The sequence below is a fragment of the Hypericibacter terrae genome (genome assembly GCF_008728855.1).
In the GTDB taxonomy this organism is placed as follows: Bacteria; Pseudomonadota; Alphaproteobacteria; order Dongiales; family Dongiaceae; genus Hypericibacter; species Hypericibacter terrae.
Genome location: NZ_CP042906.1, coordinates 4,445,251 through 4,470,600 on the forward strand (window position 1 = coordinate 4,445,251; position 25,350 = coordinate 4,470,600).

Annotated in this window: 25 protein-coding genes; 3 read left to right on the forward strand and 22 right to left on the reverse strand. The window is 68.0% G+C overall.

Annotated elements, in window-relative coordinates; all coding sequences use genetic code 11:
• Nucleotides 1–26 precede the first annotated feature (26 nt).
• Nucleotides 27–353, reverse strand: a complete 327-nt coding sequence (locus FRZ44_RS20425) for a DUF6476 family protein (RefSeq protein WP_191908213.1) — start codon at nt 351–353, stop codon at nt 27–29.
• A 24-nt stretch (nt 354–377) separates the two neighbouring features.
• Here FRZ44_RS20425 and FRZ44_RS20430 point away from each other — a divergent pair, with 24 nt between their 5' ends.
• Nucleotides 378–1,355, forward strand: a complete 978-nt coding sequence (locus tag FRZ44_RS20430; protein ID WP_191908214.1) for an RluA family pseudouridine synthase — start codon at nt 378–380, stop codon at nt 1,353–1,355.
• 151 nt (nt 1,356–1,506) lie between these two features.
• The gene (gene rpoH, locus FRZ44_RS20435) at nt 1,507–2,391 is read left to right on the forward strand and encodes an RNA polymerase sigma factor RpoH (RefSeq protein ID WP_151178915.1); all 885 of its coding nucleotides are present in this window, start codon (nt 1,507–1,509) and stop codon (nt 2,389–2,391) included.
• Nucleotides 2,392–2,676: 285 nt separating this feature from the next.
• Here the strand turns inward: rpoH and FRZ44_RS20440 are convergent, their stop codons facing one another.
• The 7 genes from FRZ44_RS20440 to FRZ44_RS20470 all read right to left on the reverse strand — a co-directional run bounded on the left by FRZ44_RS20440 (nt 2,677) and on the right by FRZ44_RS20470 (nt 9,488).
• The gene (locus FRZ44_RS20440) at nt 2,677–3,966 is read right to left on the reverse strand and encodes an adenylosuccinate synthase (RefSeq protein ID WP_151178916.1); all 1,290 of its coding nucleotides are present in this window, start codon (nt 3,964–3,966) and stop codon (nt 2,677–2,679) included.
• Between the two features lie 57 nt (nt 3,967–4,023).
• Nucleotides 4,024–5,196: an ATP phosphoribosyltransferase regulatory subunit gene (locus FRZ44_RS20445; RefSeq protein ID WP_151178917.1), complete on the reverse strand. Its 1,173-nt coding sequence runs from the start codon at nt 5,194–5,196 to the stop codon at nt 4,024–4,026.
• Nucleotides 5,197–5,365: 169 nt separating this feature from the next.
• Nucleotides 5,366–6,565: an aromatic ring-hydroxylating oxygenase subunit alpha gene (locus FRZ44_RS20450; protein WP_225308370.1), complete on the reverse strand. Its 1,200-nt coding sequence runs from the start codon at nt 6,563–6,565 to the stop codon at nt 5,366–5,368.
• A 109-nt stretch (nt 6,566–6,674) separates the two neighbouring features.
• Nucleotides 6,675–7,601: a LysR substrate-binding domain-containing protein gene (locus FRZ44_RS20455; RefSeq protein WP_151178918.1), complete on the reverse strand. Its 927-nt coding sequence runs from the start codon at nt 7,599–7,601 to the stop codon at nt 6,675–6,677.
• Between the two features lie 75 nt (nt 7,602–7,676).
• Complete coding sequence (locus FRZ44_RS20460; protein ID WP_151178919.1) at nt 7,677–7,979, reverse strand: AzlD family protein; 303 nt, start codon at nt 7,977–7,979, stop codon at nt 7,677–7,679.
• Entirely contained in the window at nt 7,976–8,704 is a 729-nt protein-coding gene (locus FRZ44_RS20465) for an AzlC family ABC transporter permease (RefSeq protein ID WP_151178920.1), read from the reverse strand. Before FRZ44_RS20465 ends, FRZ44_RS20460 begins: the two co-directional genes overlap by 4 nt.
• Nucleotides 8,694–9,488: a PhzF family phenazine biosynthesis protein gene (locus tag FRZ44_RS20470; RefSeq protein ID WP_151178921.1), complete on the reverse strand. Its 795-nt coding sequence runs from the start codon at nt 9,486–9,488 to the stop codon at nt 8,694–8,696. Before FRZ44_RS20470 ends, FRZ44_RS20465 begins: the two co-directional genes overlap by 11 nt.
• A 230-nt stretch (nt 9,489–9,718) precedes the next feature.
• On the opposite strand from FRZ44_RS20470, the gene ehuR reads away from it, so the two are divergent.
• Nucleotides 9,719–11,119 (forward strand): MocR-like ectoine utilization transcription factor EhuR, encoded by a 1,401-nt coding sequence (gene ehuR, locus FRZ44_RS20475; protein ID WP_191908215.1) that lies wholly within the window; start codon nt 9,719–9,721, stop codon nt 11,117–11,119.
• A 183-nt stretch (nt 11,120–11,302) separates the two neighbouring features.
• Here ehuR and glmM read toward each other — a convergent pair whose 3' ends face one another.
• The 14 genes from glmM to ruvC all read right to left on the reverse strand — a co-directional run bounded on the left by glmM (nt 11,303) and on the right by ruvC (nt 25,349).
• A complete protein-coding gene (gene glmM / locus FRZ44_RS20480; protein ID WP_151178923.1) occupies nt 11,303–12,649 on the reverse strand; it encodes a phosphoglucosamine mutase in 1,347 nt (448 codons plus the stop codon).
• Between the two features lie 342 nt (nt 12,650–12,991).
• Nucleotides 12,992–14,164 carry a dihydropteroate synthase gene (gene folP, locus FRZ44_RS20485; RefSeq protein ID WP_151178924.1) on the reverse strand — a complete coding sequence of 391 codons (1,173 nt, stop codon included), beginning with the start codon at nt 14,162–14,164 and terminating at the stop codon, nt 12,992–12,994.
• A gap of 9 nt (nt 14,165–14,173) precedes the next feature.
• Nucleotides 14,174–16,111: an ATP-dependent zinc metalloprotease FtsH gene (gene ftsH / locus FRZ44_RS20490; protein WP_151178925.1), complete on the reverse strand. Its 1,938-nt coding sequence runs from the start codon at nt 16,109–16,111 to the stop codon at nt 14,174–14,176.
• A gap of 98 nt (nt 16,112–16,209) precedes the next feature.
• On the reverse strand, nt 16,210–17,259 hold the full coding sequence (gene tilS / locus FRZ44_RS20495) for a tRNA lysidine(34) synthetase TilS (RefSeq protein ID WP_191908216.1): 1,050 nt from the start codon (nt 17,257–17,259) through the stop codon (nt 16,210–16,212).
• A 100-nt stretch (nt 17,260–17,359) separates the two neighbouring features.
• Nucleotides 17,360–18,277 (reverse strand): tol-pal system protein YbgF, encoded by a 918-nt coding sequence (gene ybgF, locus FRZ44_RS20500; protein WP_191908217.1) that lies wholly within the window; start codon nt 18,275–18,277, stop codon nt 17,360–17,362.
• A gap of 193 nt (nt 18,278–18,470) precedes the next feature.
• On the reverse strand, nt 18,471–18,977 hold the full coding sequence (gene pal, locus FRZ44_RS20505; RefSeq protein ID WP_151178928.1) for a peptidoglycan-associated lipoprotein Pal: 507 nt from the start codon (nt 18,975–18,977) through the stop codon (nt 18,471–18,473).
• Between the two features lie 221 nt (nt 18,978–19,198).
• Complete coding sequence (gene tolB, locus FRZ44_RS20510) at nt 19,199–20,536, reverse strand: Tol-Pal system beta propeller repeat protein TolB (RefSeq protein ID WP_151178929.1); 1,338 nt, start codon at nt 20,534–20,536, stop codon at nt 19,199–19,201.
• Nucleotides 20,537–20,615: 79 nt separating this feature from the next.
• Nucleotides 20,616–21,530: a TonB C-terminal domain-containing protein gene (locus FRZ44_RS20515; protein WP_151178930.1), complete on the reverse strand. Its 915-nt coding sequence runs from the start codon at nt 21,528–21,530 to the stop codon at nt 20,616–20,618.
• Nucleotides 21,520–22,002, reverse strand: coding sequence for a protein TolR (gene tolR, locus FRZ44_RS20520; RefSeq protein ID WP_151178931.1), 483 nt, complete (start codon nt 22,000–22,002; stop codon nt 21,520–21,522). The genes FRZ44_RS20515 and tolR overlap by 11 nt, the downstream gene beginning before the upstream one ends.
• A complete protein-coding gene (gene tolQ, locus FRZ44_RS20525; protein WP_151178932.1) occupies nt 22,003–22,734 on the reverse strand; it encodes a protein TolQ in 732 nt (243 codons plus the stop codon).
• Nucleotides 22,735–23,181 carry a tol-pal system-associated acyl-CoA thioesterase gene (ybgC, locus tag FRZ44_RS20530; protein WP_318526379.1) on the reverse strand — a complete coding sequence of 149 codons (447 nt, stop codon included), beginning with the start codon at nt 23,179–23,181 and terminating at the stop codon, nt 22,735–22,737.
• Nucleotides 23,174–24,229, reverse strand: a complete 1,056-nt coding sequence (ruvB, locus tag FRZ44_RS20535; protein WP_151178933.1) for a Holliday junction branch migration DNA helicase RuvB — start codon at nt 24,227–24,229, stop codon at nt 23,174–23,176. The genes ybgC and ruvB overlap by 8 nt, the downstream gene beginning before the upstream one ends.
• The gene (gene ruvA / locus FRZ44_RS20540; RefSeq protein WP_151178934.1) at nt 24,226–24,840 is read right to left on the reverse strand and encodes a Holliday junction branch migration protein RuvA; all 615 of its coding nucleotides are present in this window, start codon (nt 24,838–24,840) and stop codon (nt 24,226–24,228) included. The genes ruvB and ruvA overlap by 4 nt, the downstream gene beginning before the upstream one ends.
• Nucleotides 24,837–25,349, reverse strand: coding sequence for a crossover junction endodeoxyribonuclease RuvC (ruvC, locus tag FRZ44_RS20545; protein ID WP_151178935.1), 513 nt, complete (start codon nt 25,347–25,349; stop codon nt 24,837–24,839). The genes ruvA and ruvC overlap by 4 nt, the downstream gene beginning before the upstream one ends.
• Nucleotide 25,350: the final 1 nt, after the last annotated feature.

Genomic DNA, 25,350 nt, shown 5'->3' on the forward strand with positions numbered 1-25,350 from the left:
AAGGTCTCGATCCCGGGAGCCCGGCGTCAGCCCGACGTGCGCGGGCTGAGCCGGCCGACGACGCTGCCGGTCGCCGGGTCGAGAATGAGAATGTCGGCGCAGGCCGCATCGGCGGCGTTGCCGGTGAGCGGTTCGAGCCGGAGCCAGAGCCGGTCGTTGGCCGAGGTCATCTCGGCCACGCGGCAGCCCGGCGGGAGCGGCAGCACGACATCGCCCAGCTGCGCCGCGCCGGTCGCCGTCGCCGCCGTGCCGGGCTTGCCCTGCATCCGATGCACGATCGTCACCACCACGATGGCGACGCCGATCACGATGATGATCCCCATCACGATGACGAGAGCCTTGAGGGCGCGCATGGAGTTGGTCCAGTCTCGAAAGCGATGGAAGCTGCAGACGAACGCCGCCTTGAGGTGACGATCGAGGCCGATCAGCAGGGCGAGCGGGTCGACCGTGCGCTCGCCGCGCGGCTGCCCGATCTTTCCCGCAGCCGCCTCAAATCACTGATCGAAGAGGGCCGCGTCCAGTCGGGCGAGCGGACCATATCCGACCCCTCCCAGCGGGTCAAACCAGGCCAGAACTTTGTCATTTCGATCCCCGACGCGACGGCACCCGAGCCCTTGGCCGAGGACATCCCGCTGGTCGTGCGCTACGAGGACGATGCGCTCATCGTCATCGACAAGCCCGCCGGCATGGTGGTGCATCCGGCCCCCGGCAACGAAGGGGCCACGCTGGTGAATGCGCTGATCGCCCATTGCGGCGCGTCGCTCTCGGGCATCGGCGGCGTGCGCCGGCCCGGCATCGTCCATCGGCTCGACAAGGACACGAGCGGGCTCCTGGTCGCGGCCAAGCACGACATCGCGCACCGCAAGCTCGCGGCCGACTTCGCGTCCCATGACATCGAGCGCGCCTATCAGGCCGTGGTCTGGGGCGTGCCGGCGAAGAAGTCGGGCGAGATCGAGGGCAATATCGGCCGCCATCCGGTCCACCGCAAAAAGATGACGGTGCTCGCGCGGGGCGGCAAACCGGCCCTGACGCGCTACCGGGTGCTGAAGAGCTTCGGGCGGCTGGCGAGCCTGGTCGAATGCCGGCTGGCCACCGGCCGGACCCACCAGATCCGGGTCCATCTGGCCTCGATCGGCCATCCGCTGCTGGGCGATCCCACTTACGGCCGCGCCACCCCGGCCCGGCTCAATGCCCTGCCGCCCAAGGTCCGCGCCGTCGTCGCCGGTTTCAAGCGCCAGGCGCTCCATGCCTGGCTCCTGGGCTTCGAGCATCCGGTCACCGGCGAAGTCCTGCGCTGGGAGTCCCCGCTGCCGTCCGATATGCAGGCCCTGATTTCTTCTTTAGAATCAATATAATGGTTAAGAATAGTTACTTGGCTGTAACCCCTTGAAATTCAAAGAGAGAGACCAAATTTAGCACCTGTGCCTCACAAGTGCCAAAATTCCGCGGGAAACTCCGCTCCGTGGAAACCAGGGGTTACGCGAGGGGCGTAAGGAGGACTTCAATATGGCCAGTTTCAGTCGATCGCTGCCAGCGCTGTCGGACGGCAATCTCAGCCGGTACCTGCAGGACATCCGCAAGTTCCCGATGCTGGAAGCGGACGAGGAATACATGCTCGCCAAGCGTTGGCGCGAGCATGAGGACACCGAGGCCGCGCACAAGCTGGTGACGAGCCATCTGCGTCTCGTCGCCAAGATCGCGATGGGTTATCGCGGCTATGGCCTGCCGGTGAACGAGCTCATCTCCGAGGGCAATGTCGGCATGATGCAGGCGGTCAAGCGCTTCGATCCGGAGCGCGGCTTCCGTCTCGCGACCTATGCGATGTGGTGGATCCGCGCCGCCATCCAGGAATACATCCTGCATTCCTGGTCGCTGGTGAAGATGGGCACGACCGCGGCGCAGAAGAAGCTGTTCTTCAACCTGCGGCGCATCAAGGGCCAGCTCAAGGCGATCGAAGAGGGCGATCTGGCACCGGAGACGGTCACCAAGATCGCGACCCAGCTCGACGTGCCCGAGGACGATGTGGTGCAGATGAACCGGCGCCTCGCGGCCCCGGATCACTCGCTCAACGCCTCGCCGCGCGCCGACAGCGAAGGCGAATGGATCGACTGGCTCGAAGACGAGTCGAAGAACCAGGAAGCCCTCCTGGGCGAGAGCGAGGAGCTTGGCAAGCGCCAGGCGCTGCTGGTCTCGGCCATGAAGGGCCTCAACGAGCGCGAGCGCCACATCCTCACCGAGCGCCGGCTCAAGGACGAGCCGACCACGCTCGAGGATCTGAGCAAGGAATACAACATCAGCCGCGAGCGCGTCCGTCAGATCGAAGTGCGCGCCTTCGAGAAGCTGCAGAAGTCGATCAAGAACGCCGCGATCGAGCAGAACCTGGCGAATTGACCGCCGGCAGATCACGAATGAGATGAGGGCCTCGTCCTGAGAAGGACGAGGCCTTTTTCTTTTGGGTGTGGCGCTTCGCTTTATTCTTTCCTCTCCGCCCGCGAAGCGGGGGAGAGGGTTGCGTAGGGTTAGTCGGAGCGTAGCGGAGACTTACCCGAAGCTGGGAGAGGTGGGTCTTCTCTTGCGACAGCCCCCTCTCCCGGCTCCGGCTAGGTTTCGGCTTCGCCTGAACCAAGCCTGCGCAACCCTCTCCCCCACTGCGTGGGGGAGAGGGCAAAGGACAAGTCAATCCGCGAACGGATTGCGCACCAGGATGGTGTCGTCGCGTTCGGGGCTGGTGGAGAGGAGCGCCACCGGGGCCTCGATCAGCTCCTCGATGCGCCGGATATATTTGATCGCGGTCGCCGGGAGCTGCGCCCAGGAGCGGGCGCCGCGGGTCGATTCCGACCAGCCTTCCATGGTCTTGTAGATCGGCTGCACGCGCGCCTGGGCCGCCGTGCCGGCCGGCAGATGGTCGAGGCGCTGGCCGTCGAGATTGTAGCCGACGCAGACCTTCAGCTCCGGCAGCCCGTCCAGCACGTCGAGCTTGGTGAGCGCGATACCGTCGATGCCGCCGACCTTGACGGCCTGGCGCACCATCACCGCGTCGAACCAGCCGCAGCGCCGCTTGCGCCCCGTCACCACGCCGAACTCCTTGCCGCGCGAGCCCAAGAGCTCGCCGGTCTCGTCGGTGAGCTCGGTCGGGAACGGGCCCGAGCCGACGCGCGTGGTGTAGGCCTTGGTGATGCCGAGCACATAGGAGACGGCCCCGACACCGACGCCGGACCCGACCGAGGCCTGCGCCGCCACCGTGTTCGACGAGGTCACATAGGGATAGGTGCCGTGGTCGATGTCGAGCATCGAGCCTTGCGCACCCTCGAACAGGATGCGGTCGCCGCGCCGGCGCGCCGCGTCGAGGCATTGCCAGACGCTGGTCACATACGGCGCCACCTTGGGCGCGATCTCGTTGAGCTGCCCCAGCAGCACGTCGCGATCGACCTCCGGCGCGCCCATGCCGCGCAACAGCGCATTGTGATGCAGCAGCAGATCGTCGACCCGCTCGCCGAGCGTCGCGGGATCGAGGAGGTCGCAGACGCGGATGGCGCGCCGCGCCACCTTGTCCTCATAGGCCGGGCCGATGCCGCGGCCCGTGGTGCCGATCTTGGCCGAGCCCCGCATTTCCTCGCGCAGGCGGTCGAGCTGGCCATGCAGCGGCAGGATCAGCGGCGCGTTCTCGGCCAGCTTCAGCACGTCGGGGCCGACCGTGACGCCCTGCCCCTTGATGGTCTCGATTTCCTTCAAGAGCGCCCAGGGATCGACCACCACGCCATTGCCGATGATCGACTGCTTGCCGCGCACGACGCCCGAAGGCAGCAGCGAGAGCTTGTAGGTCTGGCCACCCACCACCAGCGTATGGCCGGCATTATGGCCGCCCTGGAAACGGACCACGACGTCGGCGCGCTCGGAGAGCCAGTCGACGATCTTGCCTTTCCCCTCGTCGCCCCACTGGGCGCCGATGACGGCGACATTGGCCATGCTTCAACCCTCTCGGTCTCGTTGGTTCGGCGGAGATGCTGGAGATTCTTAGGAACGCTACGCTTTGGTCTTGCGCCGGCGCGGACTGGTCTTGGCGACGGACCGCGCCCGGCCCCCTTGCCAGACATGGCTGCAATGGAGGCGGTGCGCCTCGTCCATCATATCCGCTGTGGCGTGCAATGCACCGATCGTGATCCAGCCCTCGCGGCGCAGTTTGGCCGCCGCCCCGCGCGCGGTGCCGAGCGGCAGCAGGATCCGCCGCGCCGCGGCCGGTGCCGGCAACGCCTGGATCAGGCTGTCGAGATAGAGGCTGAAGCCGGTCGAGGGCTCGCCTTCGCCGCTGACATAGCGCCCGCCGCGGCCGAGCTCGTTGCGGGCGCCGCGCGCGAACAGGCTGAAGCCGACGCCGTTGTAATATTCGAAGCCGCGATGCTCGGCCGGATCGATGGTGAGATGGAGCCGCGGCAGCGCGCGGAACGCATGCGCCACCACCTCGCCCAGCCGGCGCCGTTCTTCGGCCGCTTCCGGCGGCAGATCGAGGCGCTGCAGCGCCGCCAGCGCGCGCCGCGCCGGGCCCGCCGCGCCGATCAGGCCCTGGAACAGCACGGCATGGCGTCCGGCATGGCCGGCGACCGCGGCGGCGTCCTTGCGGTCGAGCGCCTGGACCAGCGATTTGATCGCGGTCTTGCGGAAGCCCAGCGCCTGGGCCGCGGCCGGCACCAGGGTGGGCAGATTGAGATCGATGGTGAGGCCCTCGAGCCCCAGGGCCGAGAGCGTCTCGGCCGCGAGCAGGATCACCTCGGCATCGGCCGCCGGCCCCTCGGCGCCGATCAGTTCGATGCCGACCTGGCCCAGCTGGCGCGCGGGCTTGAGCTCCGTGCCTTTCACCCGCAGCACCTGGCCCGCATAGGAGAGGCGCAGGGGCCGCGGCGAATTCTTGAGACGGGTGGCCGCGATCCGCGCCACCTGCGGCGTCATGTCGGCGCGCAGGCCCATCATCCGATGCGAGATCGGATCCATGAGGCGGAAGGTATGCTCGGCCATGGCGGCGCCGGCTCCGGCCAAGAGGCTGGTCTCGAACTCGATCAGCGGCGGCTTGATGCGCTCATAGCCTTGCGCCGCGAACAGCGCCGTCAGCCGGTCCACGACCGCCGCCTCGAAGGCGGCATCGGGCGGCAGCAGGTCGCTGAGGCCTGTCGGCAGCAGCGCGTTTTCGGCGGAGGCTTGCACGGGGCGGGAACCAGGGCTTTCGGCTGAAAAAAGGGCCGGGCGTGCATAGCCCGATTGGCCCCCGGGAGCAAGCCGGCAGTCGGTCGCGCCCGAAGGCGCCCGGCGGCCGGCCGGAAGCCAAGCCCTCGGATTGGTTCAGAAATCCCGGAACGTCCCGAGCGAGGTCGGCCTAGAGCGCGGCCCCACGGCCATCGGCCGGCGCCAGCAGTTGCCGGGCCACCCATTCGTGGAAGCAATGGGTCGGCACATCCATGACCGGCGAGAACTTGCCGCCGTCGAAGCCGGCGGCATGGCGGCCCCGCTGCATGCCCTCGACCACGAAGACGTCCTCCAGGAACACCTTGCGCCACATGGCGAGGTTCCGGGCGCGCATCTCCGCCATGTCGACAGCCGCCATCTCGGGCGTCGCGTAATAAATCTCGAGATGCTCGATGGTGCGGTCGGGCGCCACCGGCTCCAGCATCAGCGCGAAGAAATGATCCTTGTGCACGCCGAGCAGGACGTTCGGAAAGAGCGAGGCATATTCGGCGCCCGTGTCCCATTGCTTCGACAGATCGCCGAAGGGCGCGAAGCGCTCGCCGTGGGCGCCGAGCTGCGGGTTGTAGACCAGCGATCCCTGGCCGGAGAAGGCGCCCGGCTCGACGATGTTGTAATGGTCGTCGAGCCGCGAATAGCTGTTGAGGTCCGGATGCACCCAGGGCAGGTGATAGCTCTCGCAGTAATTCTCGACCGCCAGCTTCCAGTTGGTCCGCAGGTCGAAGCTCGAGGAGGAATCCGCGCCGCCATGATAGAGCGGCTTGCGGCTGAACTCCTGCCAGCGCCGGTCGAGCTTGCGGATGTAATCCTCGAACGGCGCCGCGGCTCCTGAGAGATTGACGAAGACCATGTCCATCCAGACCCGCGAGCGCAGCGCGAAGAGGCCGAGCTCCTCGCGCTTCACCCCGGGATGGCTGTTCTGGCCCATGCCGCCGACATGGGGCGTCGCCTTCAGGGCGCCCTGGAGATCGTAGCTCCAGGAATGATAGGGGCAGCGGATGAGCCCGTTGCAGTGGCGCGCCTCGCCGACCAGCGTCATGCCGCGATGGCGGCAGACATTCTCGAACACCCGCACCTCGCCCTGGGCGTCGCGCACCATGAGCATCGGCCGGCCGAACAGCTCGATCGGCTTGAGGTCGCCGGTCTGCGGAATGTCCTTGGCGAAGCCGATGCAGGCCCAGTTGCGGGCGAACAGGCGCTCGCGCTCGGCGGCGAAGACGGCCGGGTCGATATAGGCGGCGTTGGGAAGCCCGCGCGCGGTCTCGACCGGACCGATCACCCGCTCGAGGGCGCCGCCCTCCATCCCTTGGATCGATCCCGACTGCGCCGACATGCCGAAGCTCCCGATTCGAGGCCGCCCCCGAAGGCGGCGCTGCCCCAGGCGAGACCAAGGCCGCCTCGGGCGCAAGCCCCGAAATTTTCGACGCTCGATTGAGTTCTTTTCAACCCGGCACTGCCGCTGCCGGGTCCGGCCGGGCGAAGGAGATCAGCCAGTCGCGCAGCACCCGGGCCTCGGCCGAGAGGCTCTTATGCTCGTCCCAGGTCACATAGAAGGACTGCGAGGCCGGCATCGCGGTGGCGCCCAATACCACCAGCTTTCCGCTCTCGACCAGGGGCGCCACCAGGCTGTGCCAGCCCAGCGCCACCCCCTGCCCGTCCTGCGCCGCCTGCAGAGCCACCACATAGCTCGAGAAGGTGCGCAGATTGAGCGACCGCGCCTTTCCGCCGGTTCCCTTCAGCCAGTCGGTCCAGCCGGTCCAGGACGGATCGCCGGTCTCCAGTTCCAGCAAGGGCAGAGAGGGGAGTTCCGCGGTGCCCTTGCCAGGATGCTGCCGGGCGAAATCCGGCGAGCAGACCGGATAGATCCGGTCGCCGAACAGGCGGATGGCGGTCTCGTTATGCCAGTCGCCCGCACCATAGCGAACCCGCAGATCGATGCGCGCCATGCCCAGGTCCTGGCTGGAATCGGAGATGACATGATTGACGGTGATGTCCTGATGCTTCCGCCAGAAGCTCCCCAACCGCGGCATCAGCCACATCTGGGCGAAGGCGGTCGTCGAGCCCAGGGTCACGCTGTGATGGCCGGCGCCGCTGCTCTTGATGCGCTGGAAGGCGGCGACGATCTCGCCGAAGCCGCGCGTCAGGGCCGCGTAGAGAATCTCGCCCTGCGCCGTCATCTCGATCGCGCGATGGCCGCGCAGCAACAGGGGCACGCCGGCCTCGGTCTCGAGCGACTTGATCTGCTTGCTGATCGCGCCTGGCGTGACGTTGAGCTCCTTGGCGGCCCTCGTGAGGCTCCGCTGGCGCGCCGCCGCCTCGAAGGCGACCAGCGAGGTCAGGGGCGGCAGGGTGCGGGAGCGGCGAGCCATGGGACTCTATCGGGGAACGAAGGCCTGTCGCCGGAGACGGCGGTGGCGGGAAGCCGCCATCTTAGCCGCCGCGCGCTAGCCGAGCCACCAGCGCAGCAGGATCACCGAACCGACGCCGCCGATGAAGGCGACGAGCATGGGAAAGCGCAGCGCGAGAAGGACGGTGACGAGCGCCGCCAGCGCGTCGGCCAGCCCCGCCGCCAGCACCGCGGGCGCGATGATCGCGGTCAGGATGGCCACCGGCACGGCTTCGAGGCCGGCCTTGAGGCGCCCCCGGACGGGAAAGAGATGCAGCAGCGCATAACCGCCCACCCGCGTGGCATAGGTGACGGCACCCATGCCGAGGATCGTCAGCAGGGCGTTCGTGTCGATGCTCATGATTTCTGCGCGCCCGAGAAGGCGCCGGCGAGGGCACCGGCGATGCCGCCCAGGAGGATGTACCAGACGCCCGGCAGCCAGGCATGGGCCGCCAGGGCCGCCGTGCCGCTCGCGACCAGAGGGGCCACGCTGGCGCGGCCGCGCCACATGCCGGTGATCAGCACCAGGAAGACCGCCGTGAAGGCGAAGTCGAATCCATAGCGCGCCGGGTTCTCGATGACGCCGCCGACGACGGTGCCGATCCCGGTCCAGAACAGCCAGTTCACATAGAACACGGCACCCAGGCCGAGATAATAGGCCGGCGTCAGCCTGCCCTGGGCCGCGCGGCGCATCGCCAGGATCCAGATCTCGTCGGCCATGACGAAGAGTGCCGCCAGAGACTGGTAGCGGCCGAAGCGGCCCATCACCGGCTGCATCGCGGCGCCCATGATCACATGGCGCAGATTGACCATCGCCGTGGCGAGGATGATCGTCAGCATCGGGATCGGATCGCGCCACAGATCGATCGCCACGAACTGCGAGGCGCCGGCGAAGACGGTGCCGCTCATCAGCAGCATCTCCAGCGGTCCGAACCCCTTATGGGCCGCGAGCGCGCCCATGAGCAGGCCGAACGGCGCGGCACCCACCATCAGCGGCGCGATATGCCAGAGGCCCAGCGCGAAATCCTGGGTCCAGCGCGCGCCCGGAAGAGGCTCGGGCGCGCGCCGGATCTCCTCAATCGACATGAATCTTTCCCTCGAGATAGGCGACGCAGCGCCCCGCGATCTCCACGCGCCCGCCCTTGAGCTCGCACTCGAACGTGCCGACGCGCGCGGAGATCTGCCGGCCGGTGAGCTTCGCCTTGCCCAGCCGCTCGGCCCAGTAGGGCACCGTCACGCATTGCGCGGAGCCTGTCGCGGGATCCTCGGGGATGCCGGCATGGGGTGCGAAATAGCGGCAGACATAGTCGCTCTTCTCGCCCGGGGCGGTCGCGATGATGCCGTCCTTGCCCAGCGCCACGATCGCCGCCATGTCGGGCTTGAGGTCCGCCACCTCGGCCTCGCTGTCATAGACCGCGAGCCACTGATGCACGGCCAGCATCCGGGCCGGCTTGCGGCCCAGCGCCTTCTCGATGCCCGCCGGCATCGCCGTCTTCTCGGGCGGGTAGATCGGGAAATCGAGCGCCAGCCTGTCCCCGCGCCGGGTCACGCCCAGCACGCCGCCGCGCGAGCGGAAGCTCATCTGCGTGCGGCCCGGCTCGAGATAGGTCGAGATCACATAGCCCGAGGCCAGCGTCGCGTGGCCGCAGAGATTGACCTCGACCGTCGGCGTGAACCAGCGCAAGTGAAAGTCGCTGCCGCTCTTGCCGTTCTCGCGCACGAAGAAGGCCGTCTCGGCGAGATTGTTCTCGGCCGCGATCGCCTGCAGCGTCGCATCGGGCAGCCATGATTGCAGCGGCACCACGGCCGCGGGGTTGCCGGCGAAGCGCCGCTCGGCGAAGGCGTCGATCTGATAGATCGCCAATTCCATGTTGGTCTCCTGGAAGAAATCCAGTCGCGGCAGGCTCCGCGTCGCGGTCGCCTTCGTCCCCGGCGCCTCTTTATCACGGGCGCTTTTTCTCGAGCTGCGGAGCGCGCTCGCGCGAGCCCTGCAATTTTTGCGGCCGATCCCTGAACATCCATGACGACAATCAGGGTTGCGTGCCGGCGATCAATGAATACAATCCTCTCGAATTCTTCGTCAATGTGTGGATTGTCATCATGACAATGTGGTCGCCCGAACTGACGGGACGCACGGGTCCCCGCTACATCGCCATCGCCGATGCGCTCGCCAGCGACATCGAAGCCGGACGGCTCGGAGCCGGCGACCAGCTGCCGACGCATCGTGCGCTGGCGGATTCGCTCGGGGTCACGGTCGGCACCATCACGCGGGCCTATGCCGAGGCGGCGCGGCGCGGGCTGGTGGGCGGCGAGGTCGGGCGCGGCACCTATGTGCGGGGCCAGCCCGATCGCGGCAATGCGCTCTTCGCCATGAGCCGCAAGGCGGAGCACCGGCCGAACACGCCCCTGATCGCCGACATGCGGCACAATTTTGCGCCGCGCCTGGCGCAGGACGACAGCATCAATCGCGCCATGACCGCGATCGCGGCCGAGAACATCGAAGCGCTGCTCGCCTATCAGACTCATGAAGGCATGCGGGAGCATCGCGCGGCCGGCGCCGAATGGGTGGCAATGGGCGGAGTCGCGGCCGAGCCCGAGCGCCTGCTCGTCACCTGCGGCGGCCAGCATGGCACCGCGGTCGCGTTCAACACGCTGCTCGAGCCGGGCGACACGCTGCTGACCGAGGCGCTCACCTATCCGGGCGTGCGCACGCTGGCGCGGATGCAGCGCCTGCGCATCCAGGGCGTGGCGATGGATTCGGAAGGGCTCATCCCCGAAGCCTTCGAAGCCGCCTGCCGCCAGGGCTCGCCCCGCGCGCTCTATTGCATGCCGACGATGCAGAACCCGACCGGCACGATGATGCCGGTCGAGCGCCGGCGCAGGATCGCCGACATCGCCGAGCGTCACGGCGTCGCCATCATCGAGGACGATGTCTATGGCTATCTGATCGACAATGCGCCGCCGCCGCTCTCGACCTTCGCGCCGACGCAGGGCTATTACCTGACCAGCCTCTCCAAATGCATCGCACCCGGCTTGCGCATCGGCTATCTCGTGGTCCCGTCGGGGCAGAGCGATCGCTTCCTGCCGGCGATGCAGGCGACGGTGTGGATGGCTTCGCCGATCCTGGCCGAGATCGCGCGCCGCCTGATCGCCGACGGCAGCGCGCATCGCATGGCCGAGGCGCGGCGCCAGGAAGCGCGCGCACGCCAGAATCTCGCGCGCCATGCCCTGGGGGCGCTGGGTTGGCGCGCCAACCCCGTCGGGCTCCATGGCTGGCTGCGGCTCTCCGACCCCTGGCGCGCCGACGATTTCGCCATCGCCGCCGCCGCCAAGGGCGCGCCCGTCACGCCGATCGGCGCCTTCGCCGTGACGCGCACCAAGGAACAGGCGGTGCGCATCTGTCTCGGCGCCGCCAGCGACCGTGCCTGCCTGGCGCGCGCGCTGGGCGAGCTGGCGGGGCTGCTGGTGGCGGCGCCGGAGCCTTATCTCTCGGTGGTGTGAAGGGCGGCGAACAGCGGAGTCTGTGTCTACCCCCCACCCCAGCCTCCCCCTCAAGGGGGGAGGTGAAGAAAGGGATTCGCTGCAAATCGAAATCTCGCTCTGGCCCCTCCCCCCTTGAGGGGGAGGCTGGGGTGGGGCGTGAGCTGCAAGCTCGACCTATCCGAGGACAACCGCAGTTGAGCCTTACTTCGCCGCCCGCTGGATCGCCTGCGCGATGTCCTCGACCACGCGGCCGACGAGCGCTTCGTCCTCGCCCTCGGCCATGATGCGGATCACGGGCTCGGTGCCGGATTTGCGGATCAGCACGCGGCCGCGATCGCCCAGCGCCGCCTCGCCGCCCTTGATCGCGGCCTTCACCTCGTCGCGCTCGAGCGGCTGGCCGCCGTTGAATTTGAGGTTCTTCAGGAGCTGCGGCAGCGGCTGGAACAGCCGCGCCGTCTCCGACACCGGCTTGGCCCCGCGCACGATCACGGCCAGGAGCTGCAGCGCCGCGATCAGCCCGTCGCCGGTGGTGCCGTAGTCGCTGAGGATGATATGGCCCGACTGCTCGCCGCCGACATTGCAGCCTTCGGCGCGCATGCGCTCGACCACATAGCGGTCGCCGACCGGCGTGCGCAGCAGTTTCAGCTTGAGACCGGCAAGGAAACGCTCGAGCCCCAGATTGGACATGACCGTCGCCACCACGGCGCCGCCGTGCAGCCGGTCCCGCTCCATCCAGGAGCGCGCGATCAGCGCCATGATCTGATCACCATCGACGATCCGGCCCTTCTCGTCGACCAGGATCAGCCGGTCGGCATCGCCGTCGAGCGCGAGGCCGAGATCGGCCTTTTCCGCGATCACGCGGGCTTGCAGGGCAGCCGGCGCCGTGGCGCCGCAGTCCCGATTGATGTTGAAGCCGTCGGGCGCGACGCCGATCGCCACCACCTCGGCGCCCAGCTCCCAGAGCACCGTCGGCGCCACGCGATAGGCGGCGCCGTGGGCGCAATCGACCACGATCTTCAAGCCGTCGAGCTTGAGCGACTTGGGGAAGCTGCGCTTGACCGCCTCGGTATAGCGACCGGGCGCGTCTTCGAGCTGCAGGGCGCGGCCGAGCTCGGCGGGTGCCGCCATCGGCAACGTTTCGTGAGCGGCCATGCGCGCCTCGATGCGCGCTTCGACTTCGTCCGAAAGCTTGTAGCCGTCCGGCCCGAACAGCTTGATGCCGTTGTCCTCATAAGGATTGTGCGAGGCCGAGATCATCACGCCCAGATCGGCCCGCAGGGAGCGCGTCAGCATGGCGATGGCGGGCGTCGGCATCGGCCCCAGCTGGATCACGTCCATGCCCATGGCGACGAAGCCGGAGGTGAGCGCCGGCTGCAGCATATAGCCCGAGAGCCGCGTGTCCTTGCCGATCACCACGCGATGGCGATGGCTGCCGCGGGTGAACTCGGCCCCCGCCGCCATGGCGAGCTTGAGCGCGGTCATGGCGGTGACCGGCTCGGTGTTGGCCTTGCCGCGGATGCCGTCGGTGCCGAAGAGTTTGCGCGTCATGAAAGCCTGTCGATTCCGTTTCGCCCCTGACCAGCACAGTCTAGCAGTGTGGCCCCATCAAGGCCGTGCGATTTCCGGGCTGGTGGCAGAGACTCGCAGCGACCACCCCTCCCCCTACCCCCTCCCCCTACCCCCTCCCGCAAGGGGAGGGGGCGTGGTCCATTTTTCCAGTCCCCTTCCCTTGCACGAGGGAGCCCAGTCCATTTTTTCTAGCCCCCTCCCCTTGCGGGAGGGGGTAGGGGGAGGGGTTGCTTCAAGCAAGCACTGCGCTACCGATCACCGATCTCACCCGAAGCTTCGAAGTAGAGCGCAGCGATCGCACTGCCTCGCGAAGCGACCAAATCAAGAATTTCCCCCCGCCAGCGCCTGCCACACCGCCACCGCCTGCGCGGTCTCGGCCACGTCGTGGACGCGGATCATCTGCGCCCCGGCCTTGAGGCCCCAGAGCGCCGCCGCCAGCGAGCCCGGCAGGCGATGGGCCGGATCCTCGCCGCGGCTGAGCTTGGCGATGAAGCTCTTGCGCGATACGCCGAGCAGGATCGGGCAACCGAGCCCGTGGAGCAGCGCCAGGCGGTTGAGGATGTCCCGGTTATGCGCGATCGCCTTGCCGAAGCCGATGCCGGGATCGATGGCGATGCGCCGGCGCGACAGCCCCGCCGCCTCGGCCGCGTCGAGCCGCTCGGCGAAATAGTCGTAGAGATCGAGCGCGACCTCGCGATAGCGCGGGTTCGTCTGCATGGTGCGGGGCTCGCCCTGCATATGCATGAGCACGACGCCGGCGCCGCTCGCGGCGGCGACGTGCAGGCTGTCGGGATCGCCGGTCAGCGCCGTCACGTCGTTGATGATCCTGGCCCCCGCCTCGACCGCCGCCGCCATGACGCGCGCATGGCGGGTATCGATCGAGAGCGCGATACCGCTCGTCCGCAGCGCCTCGATCACCGGCACCACGCGCCGGATCTCTTCCTCGGGCGAGACCGGCTCGGCGCCGGGCCGGGTGGATTCGCCGCCGATATCGAGGATCTCGGCGCCGGCCTCGACCAACGCCTGGCCATGGGCGATCGCCTTGCCCGCATCGAAAAACCGTCCCCCGTCGGAGAAGCTGTCGGGCGTGACATTGATCACACCCATGATCCGCGGCCGGTCCATCGCGAGCCCGGCGAAGCGCAGTCGCGCGGCTGTGAGCTGATCCAATCGCTTGCCGAGCGTGCGGCGCCGCACGGCCGGCTGGCGTGTCAGCCAGCGTTCGAAATCCGGCAGGCCGAAAGCCTGCGACGCCCGCGTCTTCGCGTCGCGCTCGATCAGCGCGATATGGCCGAAGGCGAGCGGCCCTCCGGCGAGCTTGAGCGCCTGCCCCGTCTTGACGGCGTCGCGCGCGGCCGCGCCGGAGAGAATGCCTTCCGGAAAAAGATAGAGCCGGCGATCGCTTTCGCGTTCGCCGGCTCTGGCAGCTGATTTGATCTTGGGTTTGGCCGAGCGGTCTTTGCCCGCCTTGCCCTTGCGGGCCGCGCCCGCCATGAGGAGGCTTTAGGCGCCGGGCTGCGGTTCGGGCTCGAGGCCGGGTCGCGGCCGGCCGCTGTCGCCGCGCGCCGGCGCGCCGCTCGACGGGACCGAGGAGCGCGGCGGCGTCGGGCCGGAGCTGTCCTCGCCGCCGACGCGGATCGGTTCGCCGCGCAGCAGCGCCTTGACCTCGTCGCCGCTCAGCGTCTCGTATTCGAGCAGCGCCTTGGCGATCGTGTGCAGGTCGGCGAGATGCTCGGTCAGGATGGTGCGGGCCTTGAGCTCCGCGTCTTCGATGATGCGGCGGATCTCTTCGTCGATCAGCTTCGCCGTGGCGCCGGAGATGGTCTGGCTGCGCGTGACCGAATGGCCCAGGAACACTTCCTCCTGGTTGTCGACATAGCGCAGGCGGCCGAGCTTCTCGCTCATGCCCCATTCCGTCACCATCCGACGGGCGAGATTGGTGGCCTGCTGGATGTCGTTGCTGGCGCCGGTCGAGACGTTCTCGGGCCCGTAGATCAGCTCCTCGGCCATGCGGCCGCCGAACATCATGGCGAGCTTCGCCGTGATCTCGCGCAGCTTCAGGCTGTAGCGATCGGTCTCGGGCAGGTTCATGGTCACGCCCAGGGCGCGGCCGCGCGGAATGATCGTGACCTTATGCAGCGGATCGTTGCCCGCCACATAGAGCCCGACCAGGGCATGGCCCGCCTCGTGATAGGCGGTCTCTTCCTTGTCCTTCTCGGTCATGACCATGGAGCGGCGTTCCGCGCCCATCATGACCTTGTCCTTGGCGGCCTCGAACTCGGCCATGGTGACGACGCGCTTGGAGCGCCGCGCGGCCAGGAGGGCCGCCTCGTTCACCAGGTTGGAGAGGTCGGCGCCGGAGAAGCCCGGCGTGCCGCGCGCGATCACGCGGGCATCGACGTCGGGCGCCAGCGGCACTTTCCGCATATGCACTTTCAGGATCTGCTCGCGGCCCAGGATGTCCGGATTCGGCACCACGACCTGGCGGTCGAAGCGGCCCGGACGCAAGAGCGCGGGATCCAGCACGTCGGGACGGTTGGTGGCGGCGATGAGGATCACACCCTCGTTCGCCTCGAAGCCGTCCATCTCGACCAGCAGCTGGTTCAGGGTCTGCTCGCGCTCGTCATTGCCGCCGCCCAGCCCCGCACCGCGATGACGGCCGACCGCGTCGATCTCGTCGATGAAGATGATGCAGGGCGCGTTCTTCTTGCCCTGCTCGAACATGTCGCGCACGCGCGACGCGCCCACGCCCACGAACATCTCGACGAAGTCGGAGCCCGAGATGGTGAAGAAGGGGACGTTGGCTTCGCCGGCGATGGCGCGGGCGAGCAGCGTCTTGCCGGTGCCCGGAGGGCCGACCAGCAGCACGCCTTTCGGAATCTTGCCGCCGAGGCGCTGGAACTTCTGCGGGTCCTTGAGGAACTCCACGACTTCCTGCAGCTCGAGCTTGGCCTCGTCGATGCCCGCGACATCCTCGAAGGTGACGCGGCCGACCTTCTCGGTCAGCAGGCGCGCGCGCGACTTGCCGAAGCCCATGGCCTTGCCGCCGCCGGCCTGCATCTGGCGCATGAAGAAGATCCACACGCCGACCAGGAGCAGCATCGGGAACCAGGAGATCAGGATCTGCAGCAGCGGATGGACGCCCTCGTCGATCGGCGCGGCGGTGATCTTCACGCCCTTGTCGGTCAGGCTCTTGACCAGATTGGGATCCTGGGGCGCGTAGGTCTGGAACGCGCGGCCATCGCCCTGGAAATGCCCGGAAATGGTCTGGCCCTGGATCGTCACGTCGGTGATCTTGCCGTTCCCGACTTCGGTCAGGAACTCGGAATAGGCGATATCGCTCTGCGGCCCGTGACTGGTGGTCCCGTCGAACAGGTTGAAGAGCGCGATCAGCAACAGCGCGATGATGATCCAGAGCGCAAAATTTTTCGTGAGATTCAAGGGCTTATACCGTAGCCGCGGGTTGAATTCGCACCTTAGACCGGCGGGAAGCGGGCCCCCGACCGGCCGGTATCACTCTAGATAATGTCCCCCCGGAATTAAACAACCGCAAACCGCCCGGGGATCAAGGGCCTGCGCGGCCGCCACCCTTGGGATCGCGGATTCTTGATGCCGGGCCCGGCTCCCGGCGCTGCCGAGCGGTCGGGCCTGCCGGCTTCGGGCGCGATCGTGAATCCTTCGCCATGAACCGCGATCCGGCATCCGGCCAGCGTGCGGGCGCGACCGGTACCCGATTTCATCCACTCCAGCAACCGGTCGAGCGCGTCGCCGCGCGGGGGATAATCCTGCCCGCCGATCGTCTGGAGCAGCCCGGCCAGGGTCTGCAGCGCCAGGGGACGCGGTGCCTCGAGCAGCAGCGGACGCGGCAGACGGGCCCGGCCATCCCGCTGCAAAGCCACATGAACCAGCAGCGCCGCGACCCGATCCTCGATCCGTGCCCTGGCCCGACCCAGCGCCCTCGCCGTGGCCGCGGCACTCGCCGCGCGAATGCCCTGCGACCGGAGCTGCGGCATTTGCGCACGCAGACGGGCGCGCTCGAAATTCAGGTCCTGGTTGGTCGGGTCTTCGATCCAGCCCTGCCCTTGCGCCTGCAGAGTGGCGCGCAGCGTTGCCCGCGTCACCGACAGGAGCGGACGCAGCAATCTCACGCCCTCGAACTCGGTCACCGACGCCATGGCGGCCAGTCCGATCAGGCCGCTGCCATGGCCGAGCCTGATGAGAAAGGTTTCCGCCAGATCCTCGGCCTGGTGGGCGAGCAGCAGATGCAGCAGCCCGTGGCGCCGGCAATAGCGCGCCAGCAGCGCGTAGCGCGCGTCGCGCGCCGCCGCGGGCAGGCCGCGTTCGGGCTTGGGGCCGCGCCAGCGCAAGGTCACATGGTGGATGCCGCGGGCGCTCAGCCAGCGTTTCACCTGCCGCGCTTCGCCGGCCGCTTCCGGCCGCAGCCCGTGATCGACGGTGATGGCGGTGATACGGCCGCCTCGAGACGCCGCCCAGCGCGCGGCCAGCAGGGTCAGCGCCAGGCTGTCGGAGCCGCCTGAAACCGCGACCGCGAGCTCGGGCGACCGCTCGAAGGGCCCCAGCGCCCGCATTGTGCGAGCGAAAGGCAAAGCGCCCAGCGGCTTCGCGGGCCGCTGGGCGCTCACAGGGGATCGGCGTCCGGATGCTTTCGGCGGCGAGACCAAGCCGGCCTCACGCGCAGCCGTAATGTTCCTTCTCGCGCTTGGCGCGGACCAGGAGATCCTCGGCAGCACTCGGATATTTGGTGAGCAGCTGGGAGAGGGCGGTGCAGGCATCCTGCTTCTTGCCCATCTCGCCCAGCGACATGCCGAGCTTCAGCAGATTGTCGGCGGCCTTGCCGCTGTTGGGATATTTCTGGAAACCCTCGGCGAAGGCGACGGCGGCTCGCTGATAGTCGCCGCGGACGTAATAGGTTTCGCCCAGCCAATATTGCGCGTTGCCGGCGAGCACATCGGTCGGGTTCTTCTGCACGAAGGCGGTGAAGGCCTTCTCGGCCTCCGCATAGTTGGCCGTGCGGAGCAGACCGAACGCATACTCATACTGCTCCTGCGGCGTGGCACCGGGCAGCTCGTAGGGCGTCGTCGCGGCGGCGGCGGTCTGGGTCGTCGCGGGCGCCGTGGCGGTCGGCGCCGACTGCGCCGCCTCCATCTGGCTCTGGGTCAGGGTCCCCAGGATACCGGTCCCCGTCGGCTGGGGCGGCGGGTTCGCCGTACCCGTGGCGGTCGTGGCAGGGGCCGTCGTGGCCATCGTACCGGTGTCGGTCGTCACCATCGTCCCGGCGCCGGCGGTCGCGGCACCGCCATGCTCGAGCGTGGACAGCCGCAATTCGGTGTCCTTCTGCATCCGCTCGACGCGGGAATTGAGCTGCTGGATCTGGAAGTTCGCGTCCTCGAGCTTGCCGGTCAGGTCGCTGATCTGCTGCTCGAGCTGCTGGATCCGGACTTCCTGCTGCGCCAGGACGGTCGCGCTGTCCTGGGCCAGGGCGGTCGGCGCCTGCGCCAGCAACAAACCGGCCGCCAGCACCCAGCCGCCGGCACGCATGGCGCCGGACACGGCCTTGACCTTGTTCATCGTCGCGAGCCCCTGCATCGGCATGGTTCCTCAGCTTGACGTCGGTTCTTGCCTACCGGGATCGGTCGGACGATGCCCGGTTTTCTGGACCAAAATAAGGCGCAGCCGGCCAAGGGGTTCCCCCGGGCCGGCTGCCAAATCAATCACAACGCCTGCGGCGCATCGGCGGTTCCCTGGGGATCCCGCGGGCGGCGCGCCTTCCGGCCTGTTGTTACTGGACGTTCGGAACCGTCACGCCGCGGCGGTTCTGGGCCCAGGCGGTCTCGTCGTGACCGTCAACAGCCGGGCGCTCCTTGCCGTAGCTGATGGTCTGGATCCGGTTGGCATCGATGCCGAGGGCGACCAGGTAGTTGGCGACCGACGACGCACGACGCTCGCCGAGCGCGAGGTTGTACTCGCGGGTGCCGCGCTCGTCGCAATGGCCTTCCACCACGACCGTCGCCTGCGGATAGGCCTTCAGCCAGGCAGCCTGCTTCTGCAGGGTGGCCTGGGCCTCGGGCGTCAGGTCGTAGCGGTCATAGCTGAAGAACACGCGGTCGCCGACATTCTGCACGAAATCCTGCAGCGTGCCGGGGGTCACCGTGCTCGAGGTCGAGGTACCGGTCGTCGAGGTGCCGGTCGAACCGCTGCTGTCGGTAGCCGAGGTCGATTCGGGAGTCGAGGAGCAGGCGGCCAGCAGCAACGCTGCGGCAACCGCCGTCAAAATCTTGAACTTCATGGGCAAAACCTTTCTTCGCCAGTCCCGGGGGAACGCTTATCGGAGTTTGAGGTGGTCTTTTTGCTTCATGCTGAGGCGGCGCATCCAGACGGCAAATTTCCCTTCCGAATCAGCACCGGCCGGCCATTTCGCGGGCGCAATATATAAAGAGTGCCGCGGAGGGAATCAAGCAAGGCCATATCGAGATTTATCCCAATTTGCTCGCCATTCCTAACGATTGATTAGGGAATAAGGGGTGACCAGGCGGGGTCGGACGCGTCGAGCGGAGTCATGAGCTGACGCTCATTCGTCCCTGTCAGGTCAATCGTATAGAGCTTCGGCTGACCCTGGTTGGACTCCCGGAAGAACGACAGAACGCGTCCGTTGGGCGACCAGGTCGGGCCTTCCACCAGGTACCCCTGCGTCAACATGCGCTCCCCCGATCCGTCGGGCCGCATCACGCCGATATAGAAGGTGCCACCCGAAATGCGGGTGAAGGCGATCAGGTCGCCGCGCGGCGACCAGACCGGGGTGCCGTATTTGCCCTGGCCGTGGCTGATGCGCTGCACGTTCGAGCCGTCGGCATTCATCGTGTAGATCTGCTGCGAGCCGCCGCGATCGGAGTTGAAGGTGATCTGGCTGCCGTCGGGCGAGTAGCTCGGCGAGGTGTCGATCGCCGGGTTGTTGGTCAGGCGCGTCACCTTGCGGGTGCGCAGATCCATCGCATAGATCTCGGTGTTGCCGTTCTGCGCCATGCTCATGATGACGCGATTGCCGTCGGGCGCGAAACGCGGCGCGAAGGTCATGCCGGGGAAATCGCCCAGCACTTCCTGCTGGCCGGTGTCGATGTTGAAGAGATAAACCCGCGGCCGGTTGTTGTAGTAGGAGAGATAGGTGATCTCCTGCGTCGAGGGCGAGAAGCGCGGCGTCAGCACGATGTAGCTGCCGTCGGTCAGGTAGCGGTGGTTCTCGCCGTCCTGGTCCATGATCGCGAGGCGCTTCACGCGCCGGTCATAGGGGCCGGACTCCGCGACATAGACGATGCGGCTGTCGAAATAGCCGTCCTCGCCGGTGAGGCGCTTATAGATCGCGTCGGCGATGATATGCGCGACGCGGCGCCAGTTCTCGGGCTGGGTGAAATAAGCGAGACCCGTCATCTGCTGCTCGCCATAGATGTCCCACAGGCGGAACTCGACGCGCAGCCTGCCGTCGGCCTGCGTCTCGGCACTGCCCGAGACCAGGGCCTGCGCGTTGATGACGCGCCAGTCGCCGAAGCGCGGCTGCACCCGTAGCGATTCCGGCGTCTGGATGAAGGCCTTGGGATCGATCGGCTTGAACAGCCCCGAGCGCTCGAGATCGGCCGAGACCACGCGCGAGACGTTGGCGCCGACGGTCTGGTCGTTCGGGTTGCTGCCATACATGTCGGTGATGGCGATCGGCATCGGCTTCATCACGCCCTGCGTGATGTCGATGCGCAGGCCTTCCTGCGCCGACGCCTTCGTCGCCGTCGTCCCCGCCGCGGTCGCGACCAGGAGAACCGTCAGGGCCGCGTACCGGCCGAGCCTGAAGAGCGCGTTCATTGACCAACCATCTCCTTCGGATCGAAATTCAGGGTGACGACTTTCCAGCCATTGCATTTCTTGACCGACATCGGTGCGTTCATTGGCCAACCATCTGTCTGGGATCGAAGTTCAACGTGACGTTCTTCCAGTTGTTGTATTTTTTCACGGGCATCTGCTGCAGCGGGCTGCAGAGCAGGACGGCGCGATAGGCGCTTTCGGCCGCCGTCCGGTAGAACGGATCCGACGCCATGCGCGAGGTGTCGACGATCTCGGCGCGCGCCACCGACCCGTCCGGATTGAACATGACCCGGATCTCGACCGCGAGATTCTGCGCGTCGCGGGCACCCGCCGGCACGTTCCAGCATTGCTGAAGCTGTTGGCGGATCGCATCGATCTCGCTCATCGTCAGCGGCGCGTCCGACAGATTCTGCGGCGTCTGCGGCTGGGTCGGCTGCTGGTTGGGCTGCGGCGGGGTCTGGGTCTGATCGGGCTGCTCCTTCATCTGCTCGACATTCTTCAACAGCGAGGCCAACGCGTCCTCTTGCGGCTTGGGCTTCTCGACCGGCTTCTCCTGCGGCGGCTTCGGCTTCTGCGCCGGCACGATCTTCGGCGGCTCGGGCTCCGGCTGCTGCTCTGCCGCCGGTGCGGGCTCGGGCGCGGCTTCGTCGGGCACGGGCTCGGGCGGCGGCGGCGTGGGCTGGGGTTCCGGCTCGGGCGGCGTGGGCGCCGGGGGCTCGGGCGGCGGCGTCTCCGCCTGCGGCTGCGGCGGGGGCGGCGTCGGCTCGGGCTCGGGCGGCTTCGGCTTCTCGACCGGCGTCGGTGTCGGTGTGGGCTGCTCCTGCTTGGGCGGTGTGGTGATGTCGGCCATGGTCGCAAGCTGCACCGGGACCGGCTGTTGCAGGTCCTCCGGTGCAATCCAGTCAGGCAAGCCGAAGAAGATCGCCGCGAAGATAGCGGCGTGGAAGAGCACGCTGATCAGCGCGCCACGCCCCATGGAACGATCAATTGCCAATCTGAGTTCCCGTTTGCGTCTCGGCCGGCTGCTCGACGATGAGCGCCACCTGGGCGAAGCCTGCGCTCTTCACGAGGCCCATCACTTCCATGACGCGGCCATAGTTGATCGCCTTGTCGCCGCGGACATAGATCTTGGTGTCGGGCTTGTTGGCCGTGATCGCCTGCAGCCGCGCCACCAGCGATTCCAGCGGCACCTCGGTCTCCTGCAGATAGATCTTGCCCTCGCCATTGACCGTCACGACCAGGGGCTCGGTCGGCTCGCTCAGCGCGTCGGCCTTGGTCTGCGGCAGGTTGACGGGAATGCCGGCCGTCAGCAGCGGTGCCGTGATCATGAAGATCACCAGCAGCACCAGCATGACGTCGACCATCGGCGTGACGTTGATCTCGGCCATCGGACGCCAGCTCGCGCTGCGGCCGCCTCGACGGCGCGAGCGCCGCTTCGGACCGGCGATGTTGACGGCGCCGGCCATCTAGCGCTTCTCCTCGAGCTGGCGGGAGAGGATCGCGCCGAACTCGCCCGAGAAGGCCTCGAGGCGATGGCCATAGCGGCTGATGTCGCCCGAGAGCTTGTTGTAGGCGAGCACGGCCGGGATGGCGGCGACGAGGCCCAGCGCCGTTGCGAACAAGGCCTCGGCGATGCCGGGCGCCACCACGGCCAGCGTGGTGTTCTTGGCAGCCGCGATCGAGGCGAAGCTGTTCATGATGCCCCAGACCGTGCCAAACAGGCCGATGAAGGGCGCCGACGAGCCGACCGAGGCGAGATAGATCAAGTGGCGTTCGAGCTGCTCCATCTCGCGGCCGAGCGTGATGTCCATCACCCGCTCGATGCGGTCCTGCAAATTGGTGCGCAGCTGGTCGGTGCCGAGCAGGCCCTTGGCGGCCGAGCGGCGCCATTCGCGCATGGCGGCGACGAAGATCGCCGACATCGGGTCGGGCGGCCGGTTCGAGATGCGGTCGAACAGCTCTTCCAGCGAGCCGCCGGACCAGAAGGATTCCTCGAACTTGTCGGCGAGGCTGGTCAGCCGGCGGATGCGGATCACCTTGTCGAAGATGATGGCCCAGGTCCAGAACGAGGCCAGGACCAGGATCAGGATCACGATCTTGACGACGATGTCGGCCTGCAGGAACAGGCCGATGATCGTCAGATCGGACGGCGGCGCCGACCCGGCGAGGGCGGCGGCATCAATTGCGGCGTTCTCCATCTACTCGACTCGCTCTTCGGATTGCTGAAAACGGGAAAGCGCGGCACGCACCGAAGCTGGAATTCGCTTCGCACGGCCGTCGCGGTTGAGGCAGGCAAGCCGGACTTTCAGACGCGCGACCTCGTCCTCGCTCCGCCGGATCACCTGAAGGGCATCGAGGGTGGCTCCCCCCACCTCGACAATGCGGGTCCGGACCTCGAGCAGATCGTCGAGACGCGCCGACTTGAGGTATTCCACCTCGCAGCGCGCCACGGCGAAGCTGAGCCCTTCGGTCCGGGTCATCTCGGAATGGCTGGTGCCGAGCTCGCGCATCATCTCGGTGCGCGCCCGCTCGGCGAACTTCAGATAGTTGGCGTAATAGACGATGCCGCCCGCATCCGTGTCCTCGTAATAGACCCGGATCGGCCAGCGATGGATCTCGGCGCCCGACGCCTCGCGCTCAATCAAGCGGCACCTCCGCGGGATCGGCTGGCGCGATCAGATCGAGTTGACCGGCATGCTCGGGCTCGGGCAGTCCCAGATGGCGATAGCCGTTGGCGGTGAGCATGCGGCCGCGCGGCGTGCGCTGCAGCAGGCCGCGCTGAATCAGGAACGGCTCGATCACCTCTTCGATCACGTCGCGCTGCTCGGAGAGCGCCGCCGCCAGCGTCTCGACGCCCACCGGCCCGCCCGCATAATTGTCGGCGATGCAGCGCAGGTAGCGCCGGTCCATCGAATCGAGACCCAGCCCGTCGACCTCGAGCCGGTTGAGCGCGGCGTCGGCCGCCTTCTCGTCGACCTCGTCGCGACCCGCCACCGCCGCGAAATCGCGGACCCGGCGCAGCAGCCGCCCGGCGATGCGCGGCGTGCCGCGCGCACGCCGCGCGATCTCGGCCGCACCCTTGGGCGTCAGCTTCATCGACAGGACGCCGGCGCCGCGGCGCACGATCGCCTCGAGCTCGTCGGCGGTATAGAACTGCAGGCGCAGCGGAATGCCGAAGCGCTCGCGCAAGGGCGTGGTGATCAATCCGGAGCGCGTGGTGGCCCCCACCAGCGTGAAGGGCGGCAGGTCGATGCGCACCGAGCGCGCCGCCGGGCCCTCGCCGATGATGAGATCGAGCTGCTGGTCCTCCATCGCCGGATAGAGGATCTCCTCGACCGCCGGATTGAGGCGATGGATCTCGTCGATGAAGAGCACGTCGCGGGGCTGCAGGTTGGTCAGGAGCGCCGCCAGGTCGCCGGCGCGCTGGATCACGGGACCCGAGGTGGCGCGGAAGCCCACGCCCAGCTCGCGCGCGACGATTTGCGCCAGCGTGGTCTTGCCGAGGCCCGGCGGTCCGAACAACAGCACATGGTCGAGCGCCTCGGCGCGGCCGCGCGCCGCCGTGATGAAGATGCGCAAATTCTCGCGCAGCTGCTGCTGGCCGATGAATTCGTCCAGCGTCAGCGGGCGCAGGCTCGCCTCGAGCTGGTCCTCGACGCGGCGTTCCGGCTGGATGACGCGGGTCTCGCTCAATGGCTGAGTTCCTTAAGCCCGGCGCGGATCAGGGCCTCGGCCGAGGCCTTGGCGCCGAGCGCGCGGGCGGCGCTCGACACCGCGCCCAGCGCTTCCTGCGGGCGATAGCCCAGATTGACCAGGGCCGAGACCGCGTCGGCCATCGGCCCTGGCGCTTCGCTCTCGGCGGCGGCGCTGGCGAGGCCCGCCAGCGGCGTGCCGAGCGCGATGCCGCCGGCCTTGTCCCTGAGCTCCGTCACGATGCGCTGCGCCAGCTTGGGTCCGACGCCGCTCGCGCGCGTCATCGCCGTCTTGTCCTGCGCGAGGACCGCCTGCAGCAATTCCTCCGGCGCCAGCGCGCCCAGAAGCGAGAGCCCGACCTTGGCGCCCACGCCCTGCACCGTCGTCAGCAGCCGGAACCAGTCGCGCTCGGAGGCGGTCGCGAAGCCATAGAGATGGATATGGTCCTCGCGCACATGGGTCTCGATCAGCAGGTTCGCGGCCTCGCCGACGCGCCCCAGCCGGCCCAGCGTGCGGCTCGACGCGAAGACGAGATAGCCCACGCCGTTCACGTCGATGACCGCGCTGTCGCTGCCGACGCTGTCGACCAGGCCCTTGAGCCTGGCGATCATCGGCCCGCCTCCGCGACGGCCGGCGCCTGCCAGAGCTGCTGGGTGTTGTAGTGATGCGCGTGGCAGATGGCGACGGCAAGCGCATCGGCGGCGTCGGCGCTTTCGATCAGGCAGCCCGGCAGCAGCAGCTTCACCATGCGCTGGATCTGCTGCTTCTCGGCGTGACCGGCCCCCACCACCGACTTCTTCACCAGGTTGGTCGAATACTCCGCGACCGGAAGCCCCGCCAGCGCCGGCACCAGCAGCGCCACGCCGCGCGCCTGCCCCAGCTTCAGGGTCGAGTTCGGGTTCTTGTTGACGAAGGTCTCCTCGACCGCGGCGGCGTCGGGCCGATAGCGCTCGATCACCCGGGCCAGCCCCTCATGGAGCTGCACCAGACGCTCCGCCATCGCCTTCGCGCCGTCGGAATGAACGGCGCCGTCGGCGATGTGCGAGAGTCGGTTGCCTCTGACCTCGATCACGCCCCAGCCGGTGTGGCGCAATCCGGGATCTAGCCCCAGGAGCCGCATG